At 68.4% G+C, this 23,064-nt stretch carries 25 protein-coding genes and 1 tRNA gene; 8 read left to right on the top strand and 18 right to left on the bottom strand.

Annotated features, from left to right (window positions below; all coding sequences use genetic code 11):
• Positions 1 to 397 precede the first annotated feature (397 nt).
• The 3 genes from E1181_RS25560 to E1181_RS25570 all read left to right on the top strand — a co-directional run bounded on the left by E1181_RS25560 (position 398) and on the right by E1181_RS25570 (position 2,919).
• Positions 398 to 2,017: an AMP-binding protein gene (locus tag E1181_RS25560; protein ID WP_132678561.1), complete on the top strand. Its 1,620-nt coding sequence runs from the start codon at positions 398 to 400 to the stop codon at positions 2,015 to 2,017.
• A 66-nt stretch (positions 2,018 to 2,083) separates the two neighbouring features.
• A complete protein-coding gene (gene orn, locus E1181_RS25565; protein WP_132678563.1) occupies positions 2,084 to 2,725 on the top strand; it encodes an oligoribonuclease in 642 nt (213 codons plus the stop codon).
• 121 nt (positions 2,726 to 2,846) lie between these two features.
• Positions 2,847 to 2,919, top strand: a tRNA-His gene (locus E1181_RS25570).
• 114 nt (positions 2,920 to 3,033) lie between these two features.
• Here the strand turns inward: E1181_RS25570 and E1181_RS25575 are convergent.
• The 16 genes from E1181_RS25575 to E1181_RS25640 form a co-directional block, all read right to left on the bottom strand.
• Positions 3,034 to 4,536: a tyrosine-type recombinase/integrase gene (locus tag E1181_RS25575; protein ID WP_132678564.1), complete on the bottom strand. Its 1,503-nt coding sequence runs from the start codon at positions 4,534 to 4,536 to the stop codon at positions 3,034 to 3,036.
• A gap of 24 nt (positions 4,537 to 4,560) precedes the next feature.
• Entirely contained in the window at positions 4,561 to 4,863 is a 303-nt protein-coding gene (locus E1181_RS25580) for a helix-turn-helix domain-containing protein (RefSeq protein WP_132678566.1), read from the bottom strand.
• 279 nt (positions 4,864 to 5,142) lie between these two features.
• Positions 5,143 to 6,747 (bottom strand): hypothetical protein, encoded by a 1,605-nt coding sequence (locus tag E1181_RS25585; RefSeq protein ID WP_132678568.1) that lies wholly within the window; start codon positions 6,745 to 6,747, stop codon positions 5,143 to 5,145.
• A complete protein-coding gene (locus E1181_RS25590) occupies positions 6,744 to 7,730 on the bottom strand; it encodes a bifunctional DNA primase/polymerase (RefSeq protein ID WP_132678570.1) in 987 nt (328 codons plus the stop codon). The genes E1181_RS25585 and E1181_RS25590 overlap by 4 nt, the downstream gene beginning before the upstream one ends.
• 47 nt (positions 7,731 to 7,777) lie before the next feature.
• Positions 7,778 to 8,587, bottom strand: a complete 810-nt coding sequence (locus E1181_RS25595) for a hypothetical protein (RefSeq protein WP_165944752.1) — start codon at positions 8,585 to 8,587, stop codon at positions 7,778 to 7,780.
• 11 nt (positions 8,588 to 8,598) lie between these two features.
• On the bottom strand, positions 8,599 to 10,056 hold the full coding sequence (locus tag E1181_RS25600; RefSeq protein ID WP_132678574.1) for a DNA cytosine methyltransferase: 1,458 nt from the start codon (positions 10,054 to 10,056) through the stop codon (positions 8,599 to 8,601).
• A 218-nt stretch (positions 10,057 to 10,274) separates the two neighbouring features.
• Positions 10,275 to 12,527, bottom strand: a complete 2,253-nt coding sequence (locus E1181_RS25605; RefSeq protein WP_207922313.1) for an FtsK/SpoIIIE domain-containing protein — start codon at positions 12,525 to 12,527, stop codon at positions 10,275 to 10,277.
• A 53-nt stretch (positions 12,528 to 12,580) separates the two neighbouring features.
• Positions 12,581 to 13,882, bottom strand: a complete 1,302-nt coding sequence (locus E1181_RS25610; protein WP_132678576.1) for a hypothetical protein — start codon at positions 13,880 to 13,882, stop codon at positions 12,581 to 12,583.
• Positions 13,879 to 14,151 (bottom strand): hypothetical protein, encoded by a 273-nt coding sequence (locus tag E1181_RS25615; protein WP_132678578.1) that lies wholly within the window; start codon positions 14,149 to 14,151, stop codon positions 13,879 to 13,881. The genes E1181_RS25610 and E1181_RS25615 overlap by 4 nt, the downstream gene beginning before the upstream one ends.
• Before the next feature lie 91 nt (positions 14,152 to 14,242).
• Positions 14,243 to 14,380, bottom strand: a complete 138-nt coding sequence (locus E1181_RS31580; RefSeq protein ID WP_165944753.1) for a hypothetical protein — start codon at positions 14,378 to 14,380, stop codon at positions 14,243 to 14,245.
• A gap of 35 nt (positions 14,381 to 14,415) precedes the next feature.
• A complete protein-coding gene (locus E1181_RS31585; protein WP_165944751.1) occupies positions 14,416 to 14,589 on the bottom strand; it encodes a hypothetical protein in 174 nt (57 codons plus the stop codon).
• Positions 14,590 to 14,600: 11 nt separating this feature from the next.
• Positions 14,601 to 15,227: a hypothetical protein gene (locus E1181_RS25620; RefSeq protein WP_132678580.1), complete on the bottom strand. Its 627-nt coding sequence runs from the start codon at positions 15,225 to 15,227 to the stop codon at positions 14,601 to 14,603.
• A gap of 20 nt (positions 15,228 to 15,247) precedes the next feature.
• Positions 15,248 to 16,327: a hypothetical protein gene (locus E1181_RS25625; protein ID WP_132678582.1), complete on the bottom strand. Its 1,080-nt coding sequence runs from the start codon at positions 16,325 to 16,327 to the stop codon at positions 15,248 to 15,250.
• 2 nt (positions 16,328 to 16,329) lie between these two features.
• Entirely contained in the window at positions 16,330 to 16,620 is a 291-nt protein-coding gene (locus tag E1181_RS25630) for a hypothetical protein (RefSeq protein WP_132678584.1), read from the bottom strand.
• The gene (locus E1181_RS25635; RefSeq protein WP_235877041.1) at positions 16,617 to 17,180 is read right to left on the bottom strand and encodes a WhiB family transcriptional regulator; all 564 of its coding nucleotides are present in this window, start codon (positions 17,178 to 17,180) and stop codon (positions 16,617 to 16,619) included. The genes E1181_RS25630 and E1181_RS25635 overlap by 4 nt, the downstream gene beginning before the upstream one ends.
• The gene (locus E1181_RS25640; RefSeq protein ID WP_132678586.1) at positions 17,177 to 17,395 is read right to left on the bottom strand and encodes a hypothetical protein; all 219 of its coding nucleotides are present in this window, start codon (positions 17,393 to 17,395) and stop codon (positions 17,177 to 17,179) included. Before E1181_RS25640 ends, E1181_RS25635 begins: the two co-directional genes overlap by 4 nt.
• A 128-nt stretch (positions 17,396 to 17,523) precedes the next feature.
• Between E1181_RS25640 and E1181_RS25645 the strand changes: the two genes are divergently transcribed.
• Entirely contained in the window at positions 17,524 to 17,880 is a 357-nt protein-coding gene (locus E1181_RS25645) for a winged helix-turn-helix domain-containing protein (protein ID WP_132678588.1), read from the top strand.
• Here the strand turns inward: E1181_RS25645 and E1181_RS25650 are convergent.
• Positions 17,865 to 18,068 carry a hypothetical protein gene (locus E1181_RS25650; RefSeq protein ID WP_132678590.1) on the bottom strand — a complete coding sequence of 68 codons (204 nt, stop codon included), beginning with the start codon at positions 18,066 to 18,068 and terminating at the stop codon, positions 17,865 to 17,867. The genes E1181_RS25645 and E1181_RS25650 overlap by 16 nt on opposite strands.
• A gap of 147 nt (positions 18,069 to 18,215) precedes the next feature.
• On the opposite strand from E1181_RS25650, the gene E1181_RS25655 reads away from it, so the two are divergent.
• Positions 18,216 to 19,622, top strand: coding sequence for a hypothetical protein (locus E1181_RS25655; RefSeq protein ID WP_132678592.1), 1,407 nt, complete (start codon positions 18,216 to 18,218; stop codon positions 19,620 to 19,622).
• On the opposite strand, the gene E1181_RS25660 is transcribed toward E1181_RS25655, so the two are convergent.
• Complete coding sequence (locus E1181_RS25660) at positions 19,611 to 20,507, bottom strand: phosphotransferase family protein (RefSeq protein ID WP_132678594.1); 897 nt, start codon at positions 20,505 to 20,507, stop codon at positions 19,611 to 19,613. The two genes, E1181_RS25655 and E1181_RS25660, sit on opposite strands and share 12 nt — an antisense overlap.
• A 507-nt stretch (positions 20,508 to 21,014) precedes the next feature.
• Here E1181_RS25660 and E1181_RS25665 point away from each other — a divergent pair.
• From E1181_RS25665 to E1181_RS25680, 3 genes are all read left to right on the top strand, one after another.
• Positions 21,015 to 21,266, top strand: a complete 252-nt coding sequence (locus tag E1181_RS25665) for a GntR family transcriptional regulator (RefSeq protein WP_132678595.1) — start codon at positions 21,015 to 21,017, stop codon at positions 21,264 to 21,266.
• Between the two features lie 62 nt (positions 21,267 to 21,328).
• Positions 21,329 to 21,559: a hypothetical protein gene (locus E1181_RS25670; RefSeq protein WP_132678597.1), complete on the top strand. Its 231-nt coding sequence runs from the start codon at positions 21,329 to 21,331 to the stop codon at positions 21,557 to 21,559.
• A 491-nt stretch (positions 21,560 to 22,050) separates the two neighbouring features.
• Positions 22,051 to 22,986, top strand: a complete 936-nt coding sequence (locus E1181_RS25680; protein ID WP_165944754.1) for an ATP-dependent DNA ligase — start codon at positions 22,051 to 22,053, stop codon at positions 22,984 to 22,986.
• Positions 22,987 to 23,064: the final 78 nt, after the last annotated feature.

Below are 23,064 nucleotides of genomic sequence, written 5' to 3' on the forward strand. Positions count from 1 at the left end.
TGCCCGTCTCGGTCAGCGGAGCGTTACGGTGACACACGAGGACCTCCTGGTGATCGGTGCAGATTGTGGTGATCCACACCGAACCCGGAGGTCCTCACTCATTCCAAGATCATCCGACCCCGTGTCAACCGTTCACAACCTCCCAAGGCACTACAACTAGGAACCTGGGGGTCGGCGCGGCGAGGAAACTCCCTTTCCTCTCCGCGCCGCCTAACTTCCATCGCGCCTGGCGGTGGGCCTTCAGGAGCGGTGAGGAGGGGAGCCGCTCCGCCCTCTCGCGATCGCGGAACCGGGATACTCGACACGGAGGACTTGGCCGGGAGGATTACTCACGGCACAATCTACTCCCGAGTAGGTTTCACGGACGAGGGGTGACCGAGTGAGCGCTTTGCGGCGAATGCCCAGTTTTCTTGCCAACCACGCCGCACCGGCACTGCACACCTTGTTCGTGCTGGTCAAACAAGGCGTCGTCCGGCCCATGAGGCCGGACAAGCTGGTGCGCATCGCGCTGGCCTACCGCCGGTGGGGCATCACCCTGCCGCTCGGCTTCGCCGTCGGCGCCGCCCGCCACCCCGATCGCCCCGCTGTGATCGACGAGCGCGGCGCGCTCAGCTACGCCGAACTCGCCACCCGCACCACCCGCCTGGCCGCCGCGCTGCGCGACCGCGTGCCCGGCAAGACCCGCATCGGCGTGCTCACCCGCAACCACCACGGCCCCGTCGAGGTCATCGTCGCCGCGGCGAAGCTCGGCGTCGACGTGGTGCTGCTCAACGTCGGGCTCAGCACCCGCCAGCTCGCCGACGTGCTCGCCGAGCAGGACGTCAGCGTGCTCGTCCTCGACGAGGAGTTCGCCGGGCACCTGCAGGACCTGCCCGGCGACCTCGACGTCGTCCTCGGCTGGGCCGACGGACCCACCGAGCACAACACCCTCGACCACCTCATCGCCACCGGCACCGGCAAGCAGGTGCCGCGGCCCAAGCGGCACTCGCGGCTGATCGTGCTCACCTCCGGCACCACCGGCACGCCCAAGGGCGCCCGCCGCCCCGACCCGCCGAGCCTGAACCCGGCCGGCGCGGTGTTCTCCCGCATCCCGCTGCGAGCGGGCGAGCGCGTGCTGCTCAGCGCTCCCCTGTTCCACACCTGGGGCATCGCCGGATTCCAGCTCTCCGCCGTCCTCGGCGCCACCCTGGTGCTGCGCCGCAAGTTCGACGCGATCGACGCGCTGCGCACCATCCAGCGGCACCGCGTCGGCGGCATGTTCGGCGTCCCGGTCATGCTCCAGCGGATGCTCGACCTGCCCGCCGAGGAGCGCGAGCGCTTCGACACCTCGTCGCTGCGCGTCGTCGCCGCCAGCGGCTCCGCGCTGCCCGGTGACCTGGCCACCACCTTCCAGCGCGCCTTCGGCCCGGTCCTCTACAACCTCTACGGCTCCACGGAGGTCTCCTGGGTGAGCATCGCCACCCCCGCCGACCTGCGGGCCGCACCGTCCTCGGCCGGGCGGCCGCCGCGCGGCACCACCGTGCGCATCCTCGACGACAACGGCGAACCCGTCCGCCGCGGTGAGACCGGCCGGATCTTCGCCGGCAACGACATGCTGTTCGACGGCTACACCAACGGCAACAGCCGCGAACGCCGCGAAGGGCTCATGTCCACCGGCGACCTGGGCAGGTTCGACCACTCCGGGCGGTTGTTCATCGCCGGCCGCGAGGACGACATGATCATCTCCGGCGGCGAGAACATCTACCCCAAGGAAGCCGAGGACGCCATCGTCGGCATCGCCGAGGTCTCCGAAGCCGCCGTCATCGGGGTCGACGACGCCGACTTCGGCCAGCGCCTGGCCGCGTTCGTCGTCCCGCGCGAGAAGGGCTCCATGGACGCCGACCAGGTGCGCGACCACGTCCGCAGCCGGGTGTCGAAGTTCGCCGTCCCCCGCGACGTGATCTTCCTCGACGAGCTCCCCCGCAACGCCACCGGCAAGGTCGTTCCCCGCGAACTCCGGACGCACCTCGACGGGTAGCCCCGAAGCTTTCGATCCCGACACTCTTCCCGCGATCAACCGGTCGCGGGAGTTAGGCTGCGTCGAGTGAATGACCGTCTAGTGTGGATCGACTGCGAAATGACCGGGCTGGAGCTCGGCAAGGACGCGTTGATCGAGATCGCCGCCCTGGTCACGGACGCGGACCTCAACATCCTCGGCGAAGGCGTGGACATCGTCATCCACGCCGACGACGACGCCCTCTCGGGCATGCCCGAGGTCGTGCGCGACATGCACGACCGCTCGGGGCTCACCGAGGAGGTCCGCGCATCCCAGGTGACCCTCGCCGAAGCAGAGCAGCAGGTCCTGGAGTACATCCGGCAGTACGTGCCCGACGTGCGGTCCGCGCCGCTGGCGGGCAACTCCATCGCCACCGACCGCGGGTTCATCGCGCGCGACATGCCGCAGCTCGACGCGCACCTGCACTACCGGATGGTCGACGTCTCCTCCATCAAGGAGCTCTGCCGGCGCTGGTACCCGCGCATCTACTACGCGCAGCCGGAGAAGGGACTCGCCCACCGCGCGCTGGCCGACATCCGCGAATCCATCCGCGAGCTCGCGTACTACCGGCGCACCGCGTTCGTCCCGCACCCCGGTCCGAGCAGCGAGCAGGCCCAGGCCGTCGCCGCCGAACTGCTCAGCGACCCCGGTGGGGTCAGCGGGACCACGCGAGCCCGCGAGCAGTCCTGAGGACCCGCTGAGCTGCTCGGACGCGAAAACCGGAGGCGGTGGAAATCCCGTGGCGGGCACACGCTAGGATGGTTTCCGTTGCTCCGGACGGGGCCCGACAGGGCCGGTCCGAGCGGCCGAGGTGGGTGTAGCTCAGTCGGTAGAGCACTGGGTTGTGGTCCCAGGTGTCGCGGGTTCGATTCCCGTCACTCACCCTAGAGAAAGATGCAGGTCAAAGCTCCGGCCGACTGCCATACAGGCAGTCGGCCGGAGCTTTTTGATCTGATGATGTCCGATTTTGGGAGCGAAATGGGAGTGGAACTCCGCGATTACGCCTCCCGGTAGGGCGTCAGCAGCTCGTCCAGGACCGGAACCGGCGACTGTGACGACAGCCTCACGCGGGTCTTCAGAGCCTCATCCCAGAGCTGCGGCAGAACCGCCATGAGCTGGGCTCGCATCTCCGGTGTCGGGTGGGCGTAGGTGCCGCGCATCCCGGGCACTTCGTGGCCCATCCGTTCGGACTGAAGCACGTAGTGCACTCCCGCGTTGTCCATCATCGGCTGGTGTCCGTGTCGGAGCCCGTGCGGTGTGAGTCCAGGGATCAACGGGACCCAGGACGCCACCGGCACATCGGCAGCGGGACGCGCCCCCGTACCCGTGCACTCCGCGCCATCCGGACCGTCGTGGGCGATCAAGGTGCCGTCGAGGCGGAGCAGCTGCGTCTTCTCGCACGACGCACACCTCCCGCGCCCGTCATCGACGTGCACCAACCGCGGTCGGCCCCGGCCCACAGGCGGGATGAAGGGCTTGTCGGGCTCAGCGGCTGGCCACGGCTGCACAGGACGCCCCGGAAAGCCTTCGCTGACGTCCGCCAGAACCGGCCGGGCCGGACGCTTCGTCCGTCCCGGATACCAACCGTTCGCCGCCGGCCGGAAGCGCCGCGTGGCGTAGTTCGACCGGCGGAAGTGCGCCCGGTCCGAGGACAGGAACAGGTACTCCGCGCCCGGGCACCACTCCCCCGTGCCCGCGCAGTCACACCGCTGCGGCTTGACCCTGCCCAACAGGTCGTCGAGGAAGGGCGGGCTGTCGATGGTGCGCATCGAGCCGTCCTTGGGACGCCCCAGGTAGAACTGCCCGTCGAGCTCGTAGAGCTTCCAGTTCACCTCGATCTTTCCCGGGCTGAGGGCCGACGGGGCGAGCGCCATCAACTCACTCCAGCGCATGCCGGTGTACGCCGCAGTCACGACCAGGATGAAGTCGAGATCGTCGCCCGACAGCAGGGCGCACCGCTCGGCCAGCAGCAGCGCCTGAGTGGGAGCCGCCCACGCCCGTTCCCGCTGCTCCGCCTCGGCGATGCGCCGCTGCCCCTTCTTGCCCTTGCCCCGCTTCCTCGCAGCGGGGTTGGTCGACAGGTAGCGCGGAATCGCGTCGTTGAGCAGGTTGGTCAGCGTGGACCGCGCTTCCTGCGCGGTCCGGCGAGATACGGGGAGACCGCGTTCCCACTTCGCGATCTCCTCGGGTGCGTGCTCCAGCGCTCGGAGGTCCCAGTCACCGAACGTCGGCAGGATGTGCATCTCGATGTGGTAGCGGTAGCTATCCAAGGTGGACAGCTCCAGATCGAGGCTGGGGAACCACACGTTGACCCACTCGGTCAGCGTCATGCTCGCTTCACGAGGGTCGCGGTACGTGTTGTTCCGGATCGCTGCTTCCTGGTCCTGCGCGTACTCGACCGCCGCCGACTTCCTCTCGAAGCCCGAGCGGGATTCAAGCCGGCCGTCCGGCCCGTGCCAGCGTGCACGCCAGAACTTCCCACGCTTTTCTGCGTAAGCCACCAGTGGTTCCTCTCGTTCCGGTTCTCAGGAAGCCCGACGCTGTCGGGGACGTAGCGGCACGAACCCGTCCGGCGGCTGCCGCACAGCCACGCGCGGACGCCGCTTACGCCGCTCAGTGCTGATCGAGGACACACCCGCCGGCTGCTCGTTCAGGCGCACGATCTCGGCCAGGTGCTCAGGCGTGAAGCGGTACTGGCCGCTCAACATCACGAACGGGACCTGTCTCCGCGCGCAGCGGCGCTCCAGCCAACTCACCTTGACCTTCAGGAGCTCCGCCGCTTCCTGCTTCGTGTAGAGCTGGAGCTCGCTACCGTCGCTGATACTCACTGTGACTCCCTGGTGAGCTCGAATGAGGCTGGAACAGTGGTGGGGATTTCTGGGCTGGGGATTGGCGTTTTAAACCCGCAAACCTGCAAAACTGGGTTTGATCTGGGGTTTTGTTTGCGGGTTTGGTGCGGGTTTGCGGGTTTGGAGTGCTGGGTTTTGCGGGTTTGCGGGTTTGGTGGTGGACGTGGCGGGTTTGGCCCCCGTCCCTGTCCCGGCTTCTTTTTCCTGTTCAGTGGTGGTTTCTGCGGGTTTGCGGGTTTGCGGGTTTGTTTCGGGGGGTCAAGAAGTTCCGTCCTGGCGTTCGACCCAGTACTGGTGGCTGCTGGCGTGCGTGTCGTACACGCTCCGTAGCACGATGTCGCCGCGCCACCTCCCGACTTGACCAGTGAGCTTGCGTCCGAGGGACCTCGTGGACAGCAGCTTTCCGGCCTCGGTTGTGGGGAAGGTGCCTTGCCAGGGGCCATCCCCAGTGCCCAGGACCTCTTCTGCGGTGGCGCGCAGGGCTTTTGTACCGATTGGCGTCGATCCGTGGAGCTGGTGCCAGCGCAGCAGGAATGCGCGCCACTCAGCGGCGTCGTCATCGAGGACACGGTTGTCTTCGGCGTTGGCCAGGAAGTGCCCGATGCCGTGGTGTTCGAGGAATCCGCCGAGGTGCTGTGCCCAGCGGGTGAACTGCCGCATCTGCGGGACGCTGGTTGAGATCGGGGCGCCGGCGGCTGTCCAGTCGAGGATGAGCACCAGAAGGTGGCGCAGGACGGTGGCTTGGTTGGCGGGGTCGAGGATCCAGGTGTCGAGGTTGGGGATGGTGAATCCGCTGCGGGCTTCGGGGCGGGGGCAGTCGGGGTCGAGGCGGATCCACACGCTGCGGGAGGCCATGTCGCCGCCGACGCGGAGGTTGTTGCCGGTGGCCAGCCACAACCGGTCGTTCTCGAACGAGGGTGCCGAGTTCGTGCCCAGCTTGCGGTCGGTCCAGGTCCGCTCGGTCACCAGGTGCGCGAGCACGGCGGAGTTGATGACGTGGCCTTCTTCGAGGTTGTCGAACACGACCACGCCGGTCTGGTCAGCCAGGACGGACGTGATGGATTTGCGCAGTTCCTCGTCGGAGTCGGTCCAGGTGAGCACGCGTTGTCCGGAGAGCATTCCCGCGCAGCCCGACAGGATGGTCTTGCCTGAGCCGGGCATGGTGGCGTCGATGACGCCGAACGGGGACAGCGCACGGGTAAACGGGCGCAGGATCGGTGTGGCCAGCAGGCCGAGGTAGTTCGCCCTGTCCGCCAGCGTCTTCCAGGGAAAGTCGCGCAGGAACGTGTTCAGCAGGAACTCCTTCGCCGCTTCCACGTCTTCCTGCGTGGGCTGGTCGGGCACCGGTTCGAGGTGGCTGCGCCCTGCCAGTAGGAACCCGGTGGCCGGGTCGTAGCCGGGCTGCTGCAACAGCGTCCCGTCGGGCCGGAGCACGGGTGTGGAGATGATCCGTCGCAGAACCGGCAGGTCGGGCCAGGAACGGCGCGAGAGCACCGCCCCGAGTGCTGATTGCGCTGGGGTTTTCTCGACCTCGATGTGGTTGCCTTGCTTGTCGACCTCCGGGCACACGACGTTGAGGTGCTCGGCCAGCAGGCTTGCCAGCAGCGACCGGTCCAGCCGCACCGCCGACAGGGGCAGGCTGACGTCGTCGTCGCCGGCGGTCGGGTCCCCAGCGCCAGAGACGGCCTCGACGAGCACGGGGGCGCCGTCTTGGACGTAGGTGTCGGGCAGCAGCCGGGATCCGACCGCGGTGGTGAGCACGCGGATGGCGTCGGGGTTGGTGCTGATGCGGACCTTCGGGCGTCCGTCGTCGCCGACCGGCCACACCGACGGCCGGGAGGGGGTGGCGTGGGCTTCGGTCATGCCGCATCACCCCGGACACCGATCGAGCGGGGGTTGCGGGCCGCGCAGCGGAACCCGGAGGTGATCGTGGCGTCGATCTGGGCCGGGGTCCACGGCTCGTTCGGGCGGGTCAGCGGAAGCCGGGACATAGCGTGGTGCAACGCCTCCCGCACCACGGTCTCCTCGACCGCTCCCCCGGCCACCAGCCGCCCGAGGGCGAGGGCGGCGGTGAACAGGGCCTGGTTCTGCGCGCCTGTACCGGTCGCTGCGAGCCGGTCGCACTCGTTGCGGACCGCGGCGGCCACGTAGCGGGAGGCGCGCACAGCGGGGATCTCACGAGGCGCTGAAACCGTCGCTGGGGGCTTGGGAGCGAGGGCCTGGACCAACCAGGCGGGCAACTCCACCGGTTCGGAATCGTCGATGAGCTCGTAGACCCCGTCGGGGGTGATCGAGCCCGGGGCGACGACGTAGCCGCCCCCGGCGCGGGTGTCGATGAGCGGCCCGAGCCCACCGTGGTCGCCGTTGGTGTTGCGCAGCCACATCCCAGCTGGGGCGCGGAAGTAGAAGTGCCGTCCCCCGCTCGGAGTCGCCACCGTGAAAGTCGCCGGCATCGTCACCGCGGCCTGGTCGGCGAGCACGGTCAGGACCTCGAGGCCGCTGGCGACCCCCCTGCTGTTCCAGCCTTCCGGCCAGGACCAGCCGGGCTTGGGCTGGTCGCAGTCCACGACCAGCAGCCCCGACGGGCCGGTGGCGACCGCGACGTTGAACGCCGCGGTCGACCAGCACGCCCACACCCGCGAGGCATCCGAGGTCGCGCGCTGCTCCCAGCCCTGGTGTCCACCGGCGCAGATGCCGGTGGCGGGGCAGTCTTTCCGCCCGTGCAGGGCCGGGCTGCGCTTCGTGCGCGGCCGCAGCGGGAACACCTTCCAGCCCCGCTCCGCCAGCAGCAGCGCCCGATCACGCAACTGCCCGGCAACAGCGCTGGGGGCCTGGTGTGTGGTCACGAGAGTTCACCTCCACAAAGGACATTGGTCGGCAAGGGCGGGCAGCGTCAGCCCTGCTGGTAGAGGGGGTGGCAGTCCGGGCACAGCCACCGCCGCTCGTCGATCCGCCGCCACTCATCGGCGGTGGCCATCTCCTCCAGCAGGGCTCGGTTGGCAAGCCGGACCGGGCCAACGGGATCGAAGTAGGCCAGGACCTCCGGGCAGTCGCGGTGGGCGCAGGCCAGTTCCCACTCGCTGTCCACGCCGCGCTGGACGGTGATGTCGACGACCGCACCCCGGCGTTGCGACGGGTCGTGCAGGCCGTGTGCCACGCCCAGCTCAACCGCGACGTCCTCGGCATCGGCGTAGGTGACGTCCGCGTAGGCCTCGACCTCGTTGCCCTCGGCGTCGCGCAAGACGACCTGCCATGCGGGCGTGCACCGTCGCCAGCTGCTGACCTTCGGGCACACCGGCCGGCCGTCCTCGACTGCCCGCTCCAATTCACACGCCACTGCCCGGACGGTTTCCCGAACGCCGTACTGGTCGCGGAGCTCGGCGGCTGGCAGCGTCCAGTCGATGCCGTACTCGCCGAGGATCACCGCGGCATCGCGGACGTGTCCCGGAGCGCCGCCGGTGACGCCGCTGAAGACCTGGCACCCGGACGCGACGTGGACCAGGCCCCATTGGCCGGTGAACCGCCACTGCCCGGTCACGATGTCGCGGCGCAGCCGCGGCGCGACCGCCAGGCCGGGAACCGGGGTCGGCTCCACAATCCCGACGACCTGGTTCTTGCCCAGCTGCAGCGGGATTCGGTTCGGAACCTCGGGACGTGTGCGGGGATCGGTGTGGGTGTGCATCGTGGGTGTTCCCTTCAACATGGCCGATGGCCTCATGCGGCGGTCTTCTCGGTGCTGGTGGCAGGGGTGTGTCCGAGGGCGTGGGCGATGGCTCCGAGCAGGTGCTCGGCGGCGGGTGGGGTGACGGCGTTGCCGAGTTGGCGGACGCGTTCGCGGCGGGTGCCGCGCACGTCGTAGTCGTCGCGGAAGGCCATCGCTCGCTGGATTTCGGCGGGCTGGAGCATCCGGAACTGGCAGTCCTCAGCTCGCACACGGGGCTGGGGTTCGGGGTGCTGGACGAGTCCGTGGTGGTTGCCGTTGGCGGTCACCGTGGCCAGCGGCTGGGTTACGTGCCGCGCGCTGGACCCGCCGCCTCGGAGTTCGGCGACGAATGCCAGGCCGTGGCGGTCGTGGGTGGTGACCGTGGGCAGCGGCTCGTCGGCCGGGAGGGCGGTGCCGGTGCGGTAGTACGGGACGACCAGGGCGGTTTCGTTGCGGGCGGTCTGGGTGCGCAGCGGCTCCCAGCTGGGGCGGGCCTGTTTGCCCTCGCGGCCTTCGACCGGCACCAGCAGGCCCTCGGTCTCGCGGGTGGTGCGGGTGCGCATCGGGTCGGTGACCGGGGTTCCGGTCTGGTTCCAGGTCCCGCCGGAGGGCACCAACTGCGGCACCTGTGCGTAACGCCGTAGGCCTTCCTCGATGCGCCGCAACGTGGCGGCCTTCAGCGGCCGGTCTCGGTCGCCGATGCGCTGTCCCGGCAGCGACCAGTCGATCGCCGAGGCGGCCGGGAGGGCGTAGGGCTCGACGTCGATGTGGCAGCGCGGGGTTGGGCAGCGGTAGACGTACTGGGATCGGTAGCGGCCCCAGGCCTTGCCGTTCTTGAACACCTGCACCGCGGCCACATCCCGCTCGCACGAGCTGCACCAGGCCAGCGGCCGCGGCTGCACGTTGGGCTCGGGGTCGCCTTCCTTGGTGAACACCACGTACAGCCGGTCCCGGCTCTGCGGTGCACGCGGGGCGTTGACCGTGGGGGCGTGCATGGAGTTGAGGAACACCAGCTGGTGGCGGTAGCCGAGGCAGGACATGGCGTGCAGCCAGGCCGGCCACATCGACCACTTGCCCGCGTCCACCACGTTTTCCACCACGATCGCGCGGTAGCCGTGGTGCTCGGCGAAGCGGGGGACGTCCCACATCGTCGCCCGGCTGCGTTCGGCTGCCTCGGTGGGCAGGGTCTCGCCGAACAGGTCGGGCTGGGCGGCTCGGCGGCGGCCCTGGGCGATGGAGTGGTTGGTGCACTCCGGCGAGGCCCACAGCAGATCCGTGGTCGGGTAGCGGCGGACGTCGACCTGGGAAATGTCGGCGCAGTCGTGCGCGGCCTCGGGGAAGTTCGCGGCGTGCGACTCGACCGCGAGCTGCCAGTGGTTGGCGGCGATGGTCAGGTCGATGCCGGGCACGGCGGTGGCCCCGAGTGCGGAGCCTCCGGCGCCGCAGAACAGGTCGGTGAGGGTGAGCATCGATCCTCCAAATGTCACTGTGTGTAGCTGCCGTGGGGCGTGTTGGGGGAAGGGAACGGCGAGGGAGGCGGGAGGGAATTCGGGTGGAGCAAGGGAGAATTCCCTGCGGCGTTCTCTTTGGCCGTTCCCTGGGGTTGAACTGGTGGTTTGAGCTGGAAGGGAGTCAGGGAGCCGGTGTGTTCCGGCTGCCTGGCACCGCCTGTTGGGCGGTGTTTTGGCTAGCTGGGCTCGTTCTCTCCCTCGCGGGCGGCGAGGGCGGCGTGAACACGGTGCGTGTACACGGTGGGGATGCCGTCGGCCTTCTTGACGTCGACGCCGACCTCGGCGAGCTGGGTCTTGAGCTTGCCGCCGTCGAGGGACTGGTAGGCCCGGTGGTTGGGGGCGAGCTTGCGCAGGCGGGCGACGACGTCGGTGGCCTTGACCTTGTCGGCGTCCTCCAGCACGGTCGCGACGTCGTCGAGCAGGTCGCGCTGCTCGGGGGCCTGTTCGGTGCGGCGGAAGCGGGTGCCGGCGCGCAGGAGGCGGGCGCGTTCGGCGATCTGCTCGGCGGTGGCGCCGTCGATGAAGTTGGTGCGGACGGTTTCGATGGTGTTGTCGGCGTCCTTGACCACCAGCACGCCTTTGTCCTTGCCCTGCCGCAGCTCGTGCGGGGCGGCCCCACCTGCGTCGACGGCGGCGTCGCCGAGGGCCATGCGGGACTGGGACTCGGTGGCCACGACCAGCGAGGCGCGGATGTGGGCACCGTTGCGGGCGCGGATGGGGAGGTTTTCGTTGGTGGGGTCCTGGGTGCCCTGCCAGAACGTCACGTTCACGGCCCGGCCCTGGTTCTGGATCTTGCGGACGGCGTTGAAGAACCGGCTGGTGGCCTTCGAGCCGCCGTAGGGGATGCCGTCCTCGTCCTTGGCGGGGCACTCGTAGGCCACCTGGGCCTCATCGACGACCAGGACGATCGGGTGGAAACCACTGGTCACGTCCCGGGACAGGGCTGCGGTGATGCCGTTGGGGTAGGCGTCGGCGTTGGCCTCGATCTCGGTGATGCGGCGGTTCATCTCGCCCACGGCCCACTCCAGCATCTCGGTGGCCTCGGCGACGTGCTCGTCGGTGGGTCCGGCGATGTAGGTGCTGACCAGGGGCTTGAGCATGTTGTAGTCGCCCACACCCTTGAGGTCGGCCAGGTGCACCTCGACCGAGGCATCCAGCAGCAGCCACAGCAGCAGCGACCGCAGGGAGGCGGTCTTGCCCTGGTTGGACAGGCCGGTGATCAGCAGGTGGCACTGCCAGAGCTTGAGCAGGAACGCCTCCCCGCGCAGGGTCACACCCCACGGGGCCTTGCCCGAGAAGACATCGGCCTTATCGAAACCCTCTCCGACCAGCGGGGATTCACCGATCGGCTCGTCCAGGGCGCCGGAGTCGGCGATCCAGAACCGCACCGTGCGGGCGGCCTCGGCCTTGGTGATGAACACCTCGTGCTCGTGCCGCCCCAGCCCTTCGGCCAGCGCACGGCGCTTGGCGCGGATCTGCTCGGTGGTCACCGTGGTGTCCCCGCTGGAAGGCAGGGTCACGTCGACCTCGACACCGCACCCCGCGAGGCGGATCGGCGAGAGCATCGCGGCACGCTGGTGCTCGTCCATGTTCTCGATCGCCCGCCGCAGCGCCGGAATCCCGGCCCTGCGCAGCGCGGACACGACCACGCTGGGAGTCACCTCGACCTCGCCCACGCCGCTTCCGGGCGCGGCCAGGAACGCCGGCACGGCCTGGCGGTGGCGGCGCTTGTTGTAACCCGACCCGAGCACCCCGAGCAGCACGGCCAGTCCAGCCCACGGCGACCACTCCGCAGCCCAGGCGACGAACTCGAAACCGCTGTTCAGAGCCGAGAAGAACCCCGACCACACGTCGGTGAAACCCATCCCGCCCGGCTGCAAGGCGGCGATGATCGAGGCCACGAACACGATCCCGAACACCGCCCCGACCAGACCGGCGAGGCCGATCGGCAGGTGCTTGAGGAACTGGCCCCACACCTTCAGCCGCTCCAGGAACAGCTCCTTGCTCTGCGCCTGCTGTTTGCGCAGTTCAGCGGCGACCCCGTGCTCTCCCGCGGCCGTAGCTGCGGCGATCTGGGCGTCGATGTGACGGCCGGTCCAGCGCCCGTAGGTGGTCGAGAAGGTGTCCCACGCCCCGGCCACCAGGAAGTACGAGTGGCGAAGGACTGTCAGGCCAGCGGTTTTCACCACCGGAGCCGCCTCACGCGCCTTGCCGGCCAGCGCCGGGGGCACCACGGGCTTGCGCGGGGCGACCTCGGTCGAGGGGGCCACGACCTCGGCGTCCACGACCTCGTCGTCGGCGCTGGTCTGGTCGTCGGTGAGGCGTTCGGCGGTGGCGTGCACCGTGGCCGGTTCGGTGTCGGCCTGGTGGCGGTGCGGGAAGTTCAGGACCTCGCCCATGGGGGTCTCGATCTCCTCATGTGGTTGCATCGTCAATCACCTTTCGGCCGTAGCCGGGTCAGGAAGGAAGCTGTCGGGGTTGGTCAGGCGGTGGTGTGCTTGCGCCAGTCGTCGACGAACTCGCGGGCGTTCTCCCAGCGGGTGTTCAGGCGCTTGGCGATCGCGTTGACCTTCTCGGTGGCCGGGTCCAGTTCGCCGGTGTTGACCAGCTGCCAGAACTGCTCCCGTGCCCGGGTCTTGGAGCCGTAGCGGGAGGGGTTCTCCGGCTTCACCGGAGAGGTCTCGCCGTCCTTCTCCCGATGCAGCTCAGAAGCCGTGGAGAACCCGGTTTCCTCGGGTGTCTCGGCGGGGGTGGTGAGGCCGTTCTCGGCGGCGGCGACCTCTCCGGCGAACGCTGCCGTGAGGCGGGTGGAGACCGCCGGAACCAGGGCCATGGAGATCAGCAGCCCGAGCGGGACGAACAGCCACACCAGCGGGCCGATGTCCGAGGCCGGTTTGGGGCCGATGTAGTGGATGCCGATCTGCAGCACGAGGGTGGCCACGACCAGCAGCAGCTCCATCAGGAAGAACCCGTTGCCCGCGGCGGCCCGAAGTTTCGCGCCGAGGCCGTGGGCCCGGCCGGCCTGCTTGAGCGAGTGCAGCGCTGAGGGCACCGCACCGAGCCACTGGGCCACCAGGATCACCAGCACCCCGACGCTGAACATCGGCTCGATCAGCCAGTTCACCAGCATGGTCTCCGGCGAGATCACGTTCAGGCGGCTCCCGGCGTTGACCGTGCCCAGCACGACCGAGGCCAGACCGGGCAGCAGCGCGGCCAGCGGCAGCCAGGTCCGCAGCCGGTTGAGCAGCACCAGCCGGTAGGACGGGTCGGTCGCCCGGTGCTGGCGCTCCTTGGCCTCAGCGATGCGCTCCTGGGCCTGGCGGTACCGCGTGCGCATGGCCCGCTCGTGCTCGGCGGCGGCCTGCTCTTCGGCGAGGTCGGCGGTGAGCATGTCGTGCTCGTGGCCGCGGCGGGCCTCCCGCCGCCGGCGACCCAGCGCGCGGGCCTCGGCGAGCTCGTCTTCGGTCATGGCCTCGATGAGCACGTCGTCGTCCTGCATCGACACCACCCGGTCGGCCACCCGCCGGATCGCGGCCAGACGGTCCGGGTCCGGGATCGCCGCCCGCGTGCCGCGCCGACCGGTACCGGTGGCCCAGATGTCGCTGTCGGCGGCGGTGTCGTAGTCACCGGGGCTGACCTCGGCCACCGGGTCGATGCCGGCCGGGTCGGTCTCCAGGTGGTTCTCGGTGGTCCAGTGATACCCCTGCATTCCGCTGCCCTCGCTCGTGTCGTTGCTGGTCAGGTAGGCGTCGATCACGTCGCCGCCGCTGGGTCGCGTGCTCATGCCGCCACCGCCTTTCGTGCACGTCGCGCCGCCACGTCCTCGCGCAGGTGCTGCAAGACGCAGATCAGCAGGTACAGCCCGGAGATCAGCCGCGGTTCGGCCGCCGTAAGGCCACGGGTCAGGGCGTTTCCGAGGGTCTGGAGGCTGAACAGCACGGCGGGCAGGAAGGCCCGCCTGGTCACCATCACGGTCGCCAGCAACAGCAAGCCGGCCAGACCGACCAGCATCAGCACGCCGCGCGCACCGTGGTTGAGGAAGTTCTCTAGCATCGGAGGTCTCCATCCGGTTGTTTTCGGATCGGTTCGGGAGACCCGGCCCAGCAGGTAGGTTTGGCGACTGTGCTGCTGGGCCGGGGCGGGGCTACACGTCGATGTCGAGCTCGCTCCCGCAGGAGCCGCAGATCCAGCCGACGTCGTCACCGACCGGGATGCAGATCTGCGACAGGGTGTGGTCGCAGTCCTCCTGGCTCATCGGCCACTCGATCTCTGCGATGTCCATGTCCGTCACCTCTTTCCGGAACCCACTGGGCTGGTTCACTTGCGGTTCTTCTTTAGTGCCTTGCAGGTCGGGCAGGTCTTGCCGGTCTTCCACAGCACCCACATGTCACTGGTGTAAGTGCCGCTCGGGAGCGTCAGGCCGCAGTCGGTCTTCACCGAGCCGTTCCACCAGGACTTCGTGCCCTCGTGCCACACGTCCTTGTTGCTCATGGGTTCCTCTTTCAGGCGAGTAGGCGAAGTCCGTAGGTCTTGGTGAGCTCGGTGGCCCTGAACAGCAGGTGGTTGATCTCGGCGAGCTGCTCGGCGGCCTGCTGGTAGCAGCCGGTCACCTCGGTCAGCGACTGCGCGTCGTGCCTGCCGCTGACGGTGCTGATCTGCGCGGTGATCTCCTCCAGATCCATCCGGGCCTGGGCCAGAGCTCCCCGGACGTAGCCGGCGCGCTCGTTGGCGTCGGCCAGCGCGGCGCGGGCCTGCGCGGCACTGGAGACCCCCGAGCCCTCCACGGAACTGCCCGGAGTGCCCGGGGTTTCCTGCTGAACCTGCGGCATGGGCTTGCCGGTGACCTGCGACCGCCACGGACTCGACTCGCCCTGGGTGCCCCGCAGCTCCTGCTCCAGGAACGCCCCGGTGGGCTCCTCGTGGTCCTCGTGCGGTCGGGCGGCGTCGATCTGGTCCTGGTAGGCGCCGCACTCGCAGGTCCAGCGCACCGTGGTGTCCGAGATCTGCTCACCGGAGGAGTGCTTGTGCCTCAGGCACGCCAGCTCGTCGCGCCGGAGACCGCCCATCGAGCCGTCCTGCCGGAAGAACGGCCCCTGGGCCGATTTCCGCTTCTTGGATGAACCGAACATCGTGGTTGCTCTCCCCTGGTTCAGCTCAGCAGCGACGCGGCGTAGGTCTCAGTGACCGTCGAGGCGTGCTCGATCAAGCCCTGGACCTGCTCGAGCTGCTCCATCGCCTGCCGGTAGACCGCCGAAACCTCCGCGAGGGTCTGCGCCTCGCTGCTGACCATGCCGATCTGAGCGGCGTTTTCCTGGATGTCCATCGACGCCTGCTGCAACGCGCCCCGGATGTAGCCCGCACGCTCGTTGGCGGCGGACAGGGTGGCGGTTGCCTGCTCGGTGAACGACATTCCTGTTCCTCCTGTGTTCGGTGTGCTGGTTCCACCCGCCACGGCGGCGGGAAGTTGTGCGGTGCCGGCCGGTCCCTCGCCGGGCGGGCTCGGCTGGTGGGTGGTGCGTTTGGCGATCGCGCGGGTTTGGTCGGCCTCACGGACTCGCTGCATCGCGTGGCGCACCGCGTCGCCGTCGATGCGGGTGCTGCGCAGCAGTTCTTCCTGCACAGCCGTGATCTCGTCGCGGTATTCGAGGACCTGGGCGTCGGTGTCGCGCATCGCCTGGACATGCACGTCCGGGGCGGGGTCGTAGGTGCCGATCGCGGCCATATCGGCAGCGGCCCCTTTCGCCGCATCCAGCTGCGCGGGCAAATCGCCCTCCAGACCGAGGCTCTTCAGCCAGAGCCGATCGACGGCCCACCCGGCGTGGACGCCATTGGCCAGGTTGGACAGCGGCACGCCGCCCTCCGGGAAGTCGAAATGGACGTGGCCGTTGAGTTCCTTCTCGACGCCACCGACCATCTCCCTGGAGGACGCGATCTGGGCGTTGGTGACGATCAGGCCATTGCGCTCTCCGAGCACGGCGTGCGCCGCCTCATGCTGGGCAGTCCGCCAGCGCTCCGCGCCTTCCGGCACCGTCAGCGACCAGTGAGCGATCTGGAAACCCTCGCCACGGGCCTCCCGCGCCAACCGCCCCAGGTTCGTCGCGCACCCCGTGCACGACGTCTCACCCCACAGCAGCGGCTGATGCCGCGGACCCCACCCGCGAGCGAGGATGTCCTGCGCGCAGTCCCCGCACAGCACCTCAGCCCACGAGACCTCGAACGCCGGCGCCATCACTACTCACCCGCGCCCTGCATGAACCGAGCCCAGCTCTCAGCGTCCCTGGCATCGGCCCGCAAGCTCTCAACGGCATGGTGGCGCAGTACCCAGTGCAGCCCGGACGGCAGCCACATCGCCGGCATCTCGCTCAGGACCTCGGCGAACTCACGGCACGCCGCGGCGTACTCACTTTTGGCCTCAGCGCAGCGATTTCGCACCAGCTCGCCGAGCGCCGCGCTGTGGCGGGCGTTCGCCCGCTCCACAGCGGCCACCCACAGCTCCGGGAACTCCACCTGCACCCCGCTCATGCCGCCACCTCCCCGGGCGCGTCCTGCTCGTTGTTCAGCCAGTCGATCTCGGGCTGCACCAGCCGCATCACGGCCGCGGCCTGCTGGTCGGCCCCGTCGCCCCGCCGGCGTGCCTGGTACAGCGCCTGCCTGACCTGCTTGCGCAGCAGCGGCAACCGCTCGCCCCGCACCTGCTCCAGGTCATCGAGCACCCGGCCAGCCCCGGCGGAAACGTCGCGGGCCGTCAGCGGCTCGACCTGTCGGTGACGTTTGCCGGACAGGCCACGCTCGCGGCGGATCTCGGCTCGCTCGGCGGTCGTGGTTGCGCCCCAGATGCCCTCACTGCCGCGGTTGATCGCGTTCTCCCGGCACGTCGCCATCAACGGGCACTGCTCGCAGACCGCCTTCGCCCGCTCGACCTGCTCGCGGATCAGCGGCACCGACACGTCCTCCGAGACCGGGAAGTGCAGGTCCGGGTCCTCGTCTGCGCACAGCGGGTGCGCTCCGAAGTCCTCCCCCGGCACGTGCGTCATCAGCGTGTACAAGTCATCGCCCCGCGCGATGCGCTCCTGCGTGGTCATGCGATCGCCTCCTCACCCGGAATCTGGGTGTTCAGCAGCCGGTCGGCGTCGGCGCGTCGAGCCCGCCGCGCTGCGCGCTTCAGCTGAACCTCGTCCAGGCCGGGACCGCCCAACTCGCCGTTGGCGTGCGCATCCATCGCTTCCTGAAGCGCCTGGGCCAGCAGCTGCTTGTTCGACAGCTCGGACTCGTTGACCTGCTCCGACGTGGTTCGCATCACTCAAAGTTCCCTTCTGAGTTACGTCAGTTCGTTCTGACTTAAGTCAGATTAGAGACACGTTCTCCCTTGTGTCAAGCACTGGCTTAAGGCAGATGTAGGCTTGCTATACGACCGAAAGGGGTTTCATGGCTCTGGACCGGACCGAAATCGCAGATCAGCTACGGGAAGCCATCACGTCTGGCGACTACTCCCCCGGCGACAAACTCCGCCCACAGCGAGAACTCGCCAAGCAACTGGGAGCCGCGCCGAACACCGTCGGAGCGGCGCTCAAGATCCTGGCCGGCGAAGGTCTCGTCACGTTGCGGGAAAAGGCTGCCGCCGTCGTGAGAGATCCAGCAGAGGCATCTGCGGCAGCCCCCATCGAAGCGGAGCTAGCCGAAGTCCGTACCGAGCTGCAGGAGCTCCGAGGACGACTTTCCGAGGTAGACCAGCGCGTCGCCGACCTCATCAACCGCGTCGCCACTGATCAGCCTCCGACCTGATTCGCGAAGGTCGTCAAGCTCTCCGCGCCCCCGCTGAACGCGGCCCCGACCACCTTCACCAGTTGGGCCGCCTCGGCGGGGGCCTTGAGGACCAGCGCCACGAACCCCGCCAGGAGCAGTAACCCAACAAACTTCACCGGGCCGCCCCCGGATTTCGGCAGAACCGGAAGTGACTGCTTCTTCGCCATCGCTTACTCCCTCGCTCGCTGTCGTTTCCTGCGATGGCACTAGTTCACCTCCGCACCCCCGGGGGAGCGGCAGTGAGCGGAGGGGGGAGCGCAAAGGCGTGCGGGGGGAGCGCGCGAAATGCGAAGATGCGCTCAGGAGGAGATCGCGTGGACGAGTCGTACAAAAACCCGCAGCTCAAGGCCGTTATGGACGCGGCCAACATGAGTAGCAAGGGTCTTGCTTCACGGATCAAGGCACTCAGCGAACAGCGTGGTGACGACCCGCCTGCGCGCCCGGACCACAACCGAGTCCGTCGCTGGTTTCGCGACGGTGAGGTTCCCAAGCTCCAGACCCAGCGGTACATCGCGGAGGCTCTGCGCTCGAAGCTGGGCCGCGAGGTCAAGCTGGCCGAGATCGGTTTCCCGTCGGACCCGGCCGACGACGAGGGCGAAGCCGTAAACATCGCTGAAGACGGGGCTCGCTACCCCGAAAGCACCGAGACCTCAATCCAGATCCTCACCAAGCTTGCCGAGGCCGATCAGCAGGACTCGCAGATCGGCCCCGATTGGAACTCCGACACGACCGCGACGACGATCACCGGCTACCTGTTCGCGCAGCCTCTGGTGGTCGCGGAACCCCTGGACAGCTACGGGAATGGCATCGCTGCGCCGATCCGCGCGACGACCGCCAGCTTCATGCAGCTCGACTTCCAGTACGGCGGCGGACATCTCCGGACCATGCTGCTCGCGTTCTTCCAGAGCAACGTGCTGCCGACGCTCAAGCAGTCACACCCGGACGCAACGAGAAGAGAGCTGTTCTCCGCTGCGGCGGAGGTGGCGCAGCTCCTCGGGTGGACCTCGTACGACGTCGGCAGGCACGCCGCGGCCAGCAGGTACTTCAAGCAAGGGCTGCGACTCGCTCGGGAAGCCGGCGATCACATGCTCGGCGGACGCCTCTTCGCGAACCTGAGCCACCAGGCGAACTACCTCGGAAAGTTCAAGGAAGCGACGGAGTACGCCCGGGCCGCGCAGCACGCCACGCGCGGCATCGCGACGCCCACCGTCGAAACGCTCTATCTCGCACACGAAGCCCGCGCTCTGGCGAGCGTCGGAGAGAGCTCCCTGTGCGCTTCCGTCATGGGCCGCGCCGAGACCTTGCTCGACAAGGGCAATCCCGGTGCTGAACCTGCGTGGGCTTCGTACGTCGATGCGCCGGAAATCGCTGGTGAGTGGGCACACGTCTTCCGGGACCTCGGGCAGCCTGATCGAGCCCTGTCATTCGTCGAGACCGCTGTGCAGCAAACCCCGACACGCACGCAGGCCTTCTTGCGGATGGTCAGTGCCGCCTCGACTCTTCAGGCCGGGGAATCCGATGAGGCTGTGTCGATTGCACACCAAGCGGTTGACCTCGCGGGACCGCTCAACTCAGCTCGGTATCACCGCTACTTGACGGACTTCCGGGCGGATCTGGTGCAACGCCACGGAGAAGGGGACGCCCGCGTCAGGTCGTTCACCACGACCCTTCGCGAGCGTTATCCCCAGCTCCACGTGCCGAAACCCCGCTCAGCGCGGTGACCAGGTCGAGGCGAGACCATCGCGGATTGTCCGCATCCGGGCGTCGTACTCGTCCGCGATGTCCTGGCTTTCTTGCACGTTCTGCATGATCCACGTGGTCATCTTGAGCTGATGGACGGCTTGGACAGTCCGGAACCCGGACCACTGGGTGACGTCGAAGCCGTACGCATCAACGAACGTCTGGTACTGGGCATCTGACCACCAGCCCGCGGTCCTGAACTCGGTAGCGGTCATGCCGAGATCCCACTCCGGCTGCCCATACGCGAACCGTTCGAAGTCGATGAGCACCGGCGCACCGTCCTCGGCAATCATGATGTTCCCGATGTGAGCATCCCCGTGCACCGCGCTAGCAGGCAAAACGTACTCAAGGGCCGCCACCTCATCGGACAACTCATCAAGTCGACGAAGCAGGAACCGACGGTCGGACTCCGCAATTGGTGCCTTCTCGACGCGCGGCTGGACACGGTCGAGGATGTCTTCGTTCGGCAGCTGCAGCTCCGCTGGCGGCTCAAGCCCATGCAGCCGGCGAAGTAGGGACCCGAGGTCGCCGATTCGGGAGTACGGCGCAGGTTCGCCCGAAATGAAGCGCCAGAAGGTCACCGGGTGTCCATCGACAGCAAGCGGCTGCCCCACGGAGTCCACCACCTGAGCTGCAGAAATACCGGCTTGGTGCAGCCACTTCGACACGGCGACTTCGCGAACGACATCGGCCCAGTAGTCCATCGTGCGGGCGATTCGCACAACGACGCTGCATGACGGGATGTGAAAGAGGGCGTTCTCTCCAAGCCTCATCAGGCGCGCGTCGTCGGATGGAATCCCGGCTTCGGCACACGCCGCTTCGGTGACGGCGCGCGTCGTATCGGCACTGAACGAAGCAGTCGTCATCAACAACCCTTCCGACGGAGTCGACTCCACAGGCTACGGGGTTGTGCATCGAAGACCAGCGGCTCTGAGACGCCACATGGGCCTCGCGTGACCAGTCGGGCAACCCGACTGTTCAGGCGCCCTCACTGCTGGCCGCTAAGACGGTTTCATAGCGCCCTGACGTGGCCATACAGGGGCTAATGCTCTGACCTTGGGCGCGCCGGATCCAGCCGGTTCTTCTTCGCTCCGCAAGGTGAGCGCCTCCAGCGCGTGCGCGAGCTCCCGCAGGCGGCAAACGAGCTGAGTTCGCTCTTCTTCGGTGATCTCACCACGAGGAAGCCCGAACGCGACGTGGTCCAGCTCCCACTGCGTCTGACGAAGCACGACAGCCAACCCAACCCGTCCCGTCATCGCACGCCCCTCTCGATAGACATGCAGTTCAGCATAGGACGCGGTAGGACGCGGTGGACAGCGGTAGAGCGCGCTCTCATCCGGCAGGGTGCACCCGGCCGCTCTAGCGTCCGCTCCATGAGCGAGGGCTTCACACCCGACCCGGCCTCCGGCTACATCTACATGCAGCTGGCCGACTACCTCGAAGGCCAGGTCAAAGACGGCACGCTCGAACCGGGAACGCGGCTCCTCGCCGAGCGCGACCTCGCCGCGGAGTACGGCGTGTCGCTCGGCACGGCCCGACGGGCAACCGAAGTGCTGCGCGAACGTGGCATCGTCGTCACCTTCGCCAGCACAGGCACGTTTATCGCGCGCGAGCAGAAGAGGTAAGCGGGCCGCAGCGATAGCCTGCAACGCCTAGGAGGCCCCAGAACGAAAGGCGTGGTCGCAGCTTGTCCATCCACGAGATCCACATCGGGATCCCCAGCCTTGACGACGTGAAGTACGAACCACCGGAACGCGTCGTCAACGTCGCAATCGCTGGTGAATACGCGTTCCTGCAGGTTCAGCCCTGCGACGAAAAGGGCAGCCTCGGTGAGATCGAATCCGAGATCCGCGTTCCCGCCAAGTCGCTCGTACGCGCTCTCCAGACCCTCATCGAGGACCAAGAGGCCGAGGGCTGACAGCCCCAAGCTGCACGAGCGGGGTCGCCACTCTATTGACCACCGGATGGCCCGGAGCGAGATTTCTGGGTCACAGCGTGAGCTGGCACCCACCACACGTGCCTCATCCCTCCCGCGCCAGGAGCGACGCCACGCTGCACGCGGACACGAACCTCGCCCCACCAACGGCCGCAAGTATCACGCCGCCAGGCGACCAAATCGCCATCCACAGTCGCCGTCATGTCCCAGCCATCGGGCAGCACACCGTCCTGCGCCTGCGGAGCCGCGAACGCCGCCGCCAGGTCCACACACACAGGTACCGGGGGACGCCGTTCCCGGTCATCACCCGCCCGAGCCGGAGGATTAGCCTGCACGTTATCGAACACGTGTTCTAGTATCGCCGATATGCGTCACGCGGGACAGACTCCCCGGTAGCCCGATTGCAGGGCTCGTCGATCCAGCACTTGAGCGCCCGGTCGGCCGCGATGTCGTCTTTCCTGCACGGTGGCGGGGTGACCGTGACTCCACCGGTGCAGGTGGCGACAGCGACCAGCGCTGGTGTCCTGCCCACCGAGCCCGGCCAGTGGGCCTACGAGCCGAAACTCGACGGCTACCGGGTTGTCGGGTTCACCGCGCGCCGACTGTTGCAGTCCCGGCAGGGCAGTACCGCGCTGACCGATCGCTTCCCGGAGGTCGTGGGCGACCTTGTCGCGCTGGGCGAGGTCGTGGTCGATGGCGAGCTCGTCGCGTTGCGCGGTGGGCGCCTGACGTTCTCGGACCTGCAATCCGGTCCCGCGCGCCGTGCCCGGGACCAGGTGACCGCTGTTTTCGTCGTGTTTGATCTTCTCGCATTCGGCGACCAGGACCTGCGTACCCGGGCCTACCTCGAACGCCGTGCCGCGCTCGGGGACTTGCTCGCGCAGCCGCTGCCGCACGTGCAGCTCATCGAGCACACGATGGATCTTCAAACGGCGGGCGTGTGGATGAGCCCGGATTGGGGCGAGGCCGGGATCGAAGGCGTGGTCGCCAAGCCCCGTGCCTCGCGCTACGCGCCCGGTCAGCGCAGCGGCTGGCTCAAGATTCGCCAGACCCATACCGTCGACGCCGCGGTGCTCGGGGTGATCGGCGCCGACACCCTTGTGCTCGGCTATCCCGACCGGGTCGGCCGCTGGCGAGTTCTGGGCCTCTCACTGCCGGTGACACGCGAGCTGCGCGCGGAGCTGGCCGCCCGACTACGCCTGGACGACGTCCGTTCGGACCCAGTTCGGCTGCCCGGCATTGCCGGCGGGCTGCCGGGCAGCGCCGAGGTCACTTACCAACCTGTGCTGGTCAACACGGTGGTCGAGGTCGCCGTCGACACCGCGGCCGAATACGGGCGCCAGCGCCACCGCTCCCGTGTACTGCGCATCAGGGACGATCTTGCCCCTGCCGACCTACTGCACGGTTAAGTCGTGTGGGGTCTGCTGGGCAGTGACGTTGTGCGCGCCTGTGGTGTCGTGGATCATCAGCCGGGCCACATCTTCGTG

Origin of the sequence: Saccharopolyspora terrae, from assembly GCF_004348435.1 — a bacterium.
Taxonomy (GTDB): domain Bacteria; phylum Actinomycetota; class Actinomycetes; order Mycobacteriales; family Pseudonocardiaceae; genus Saccharopolyspora; species Saccharopolyspora endophytica.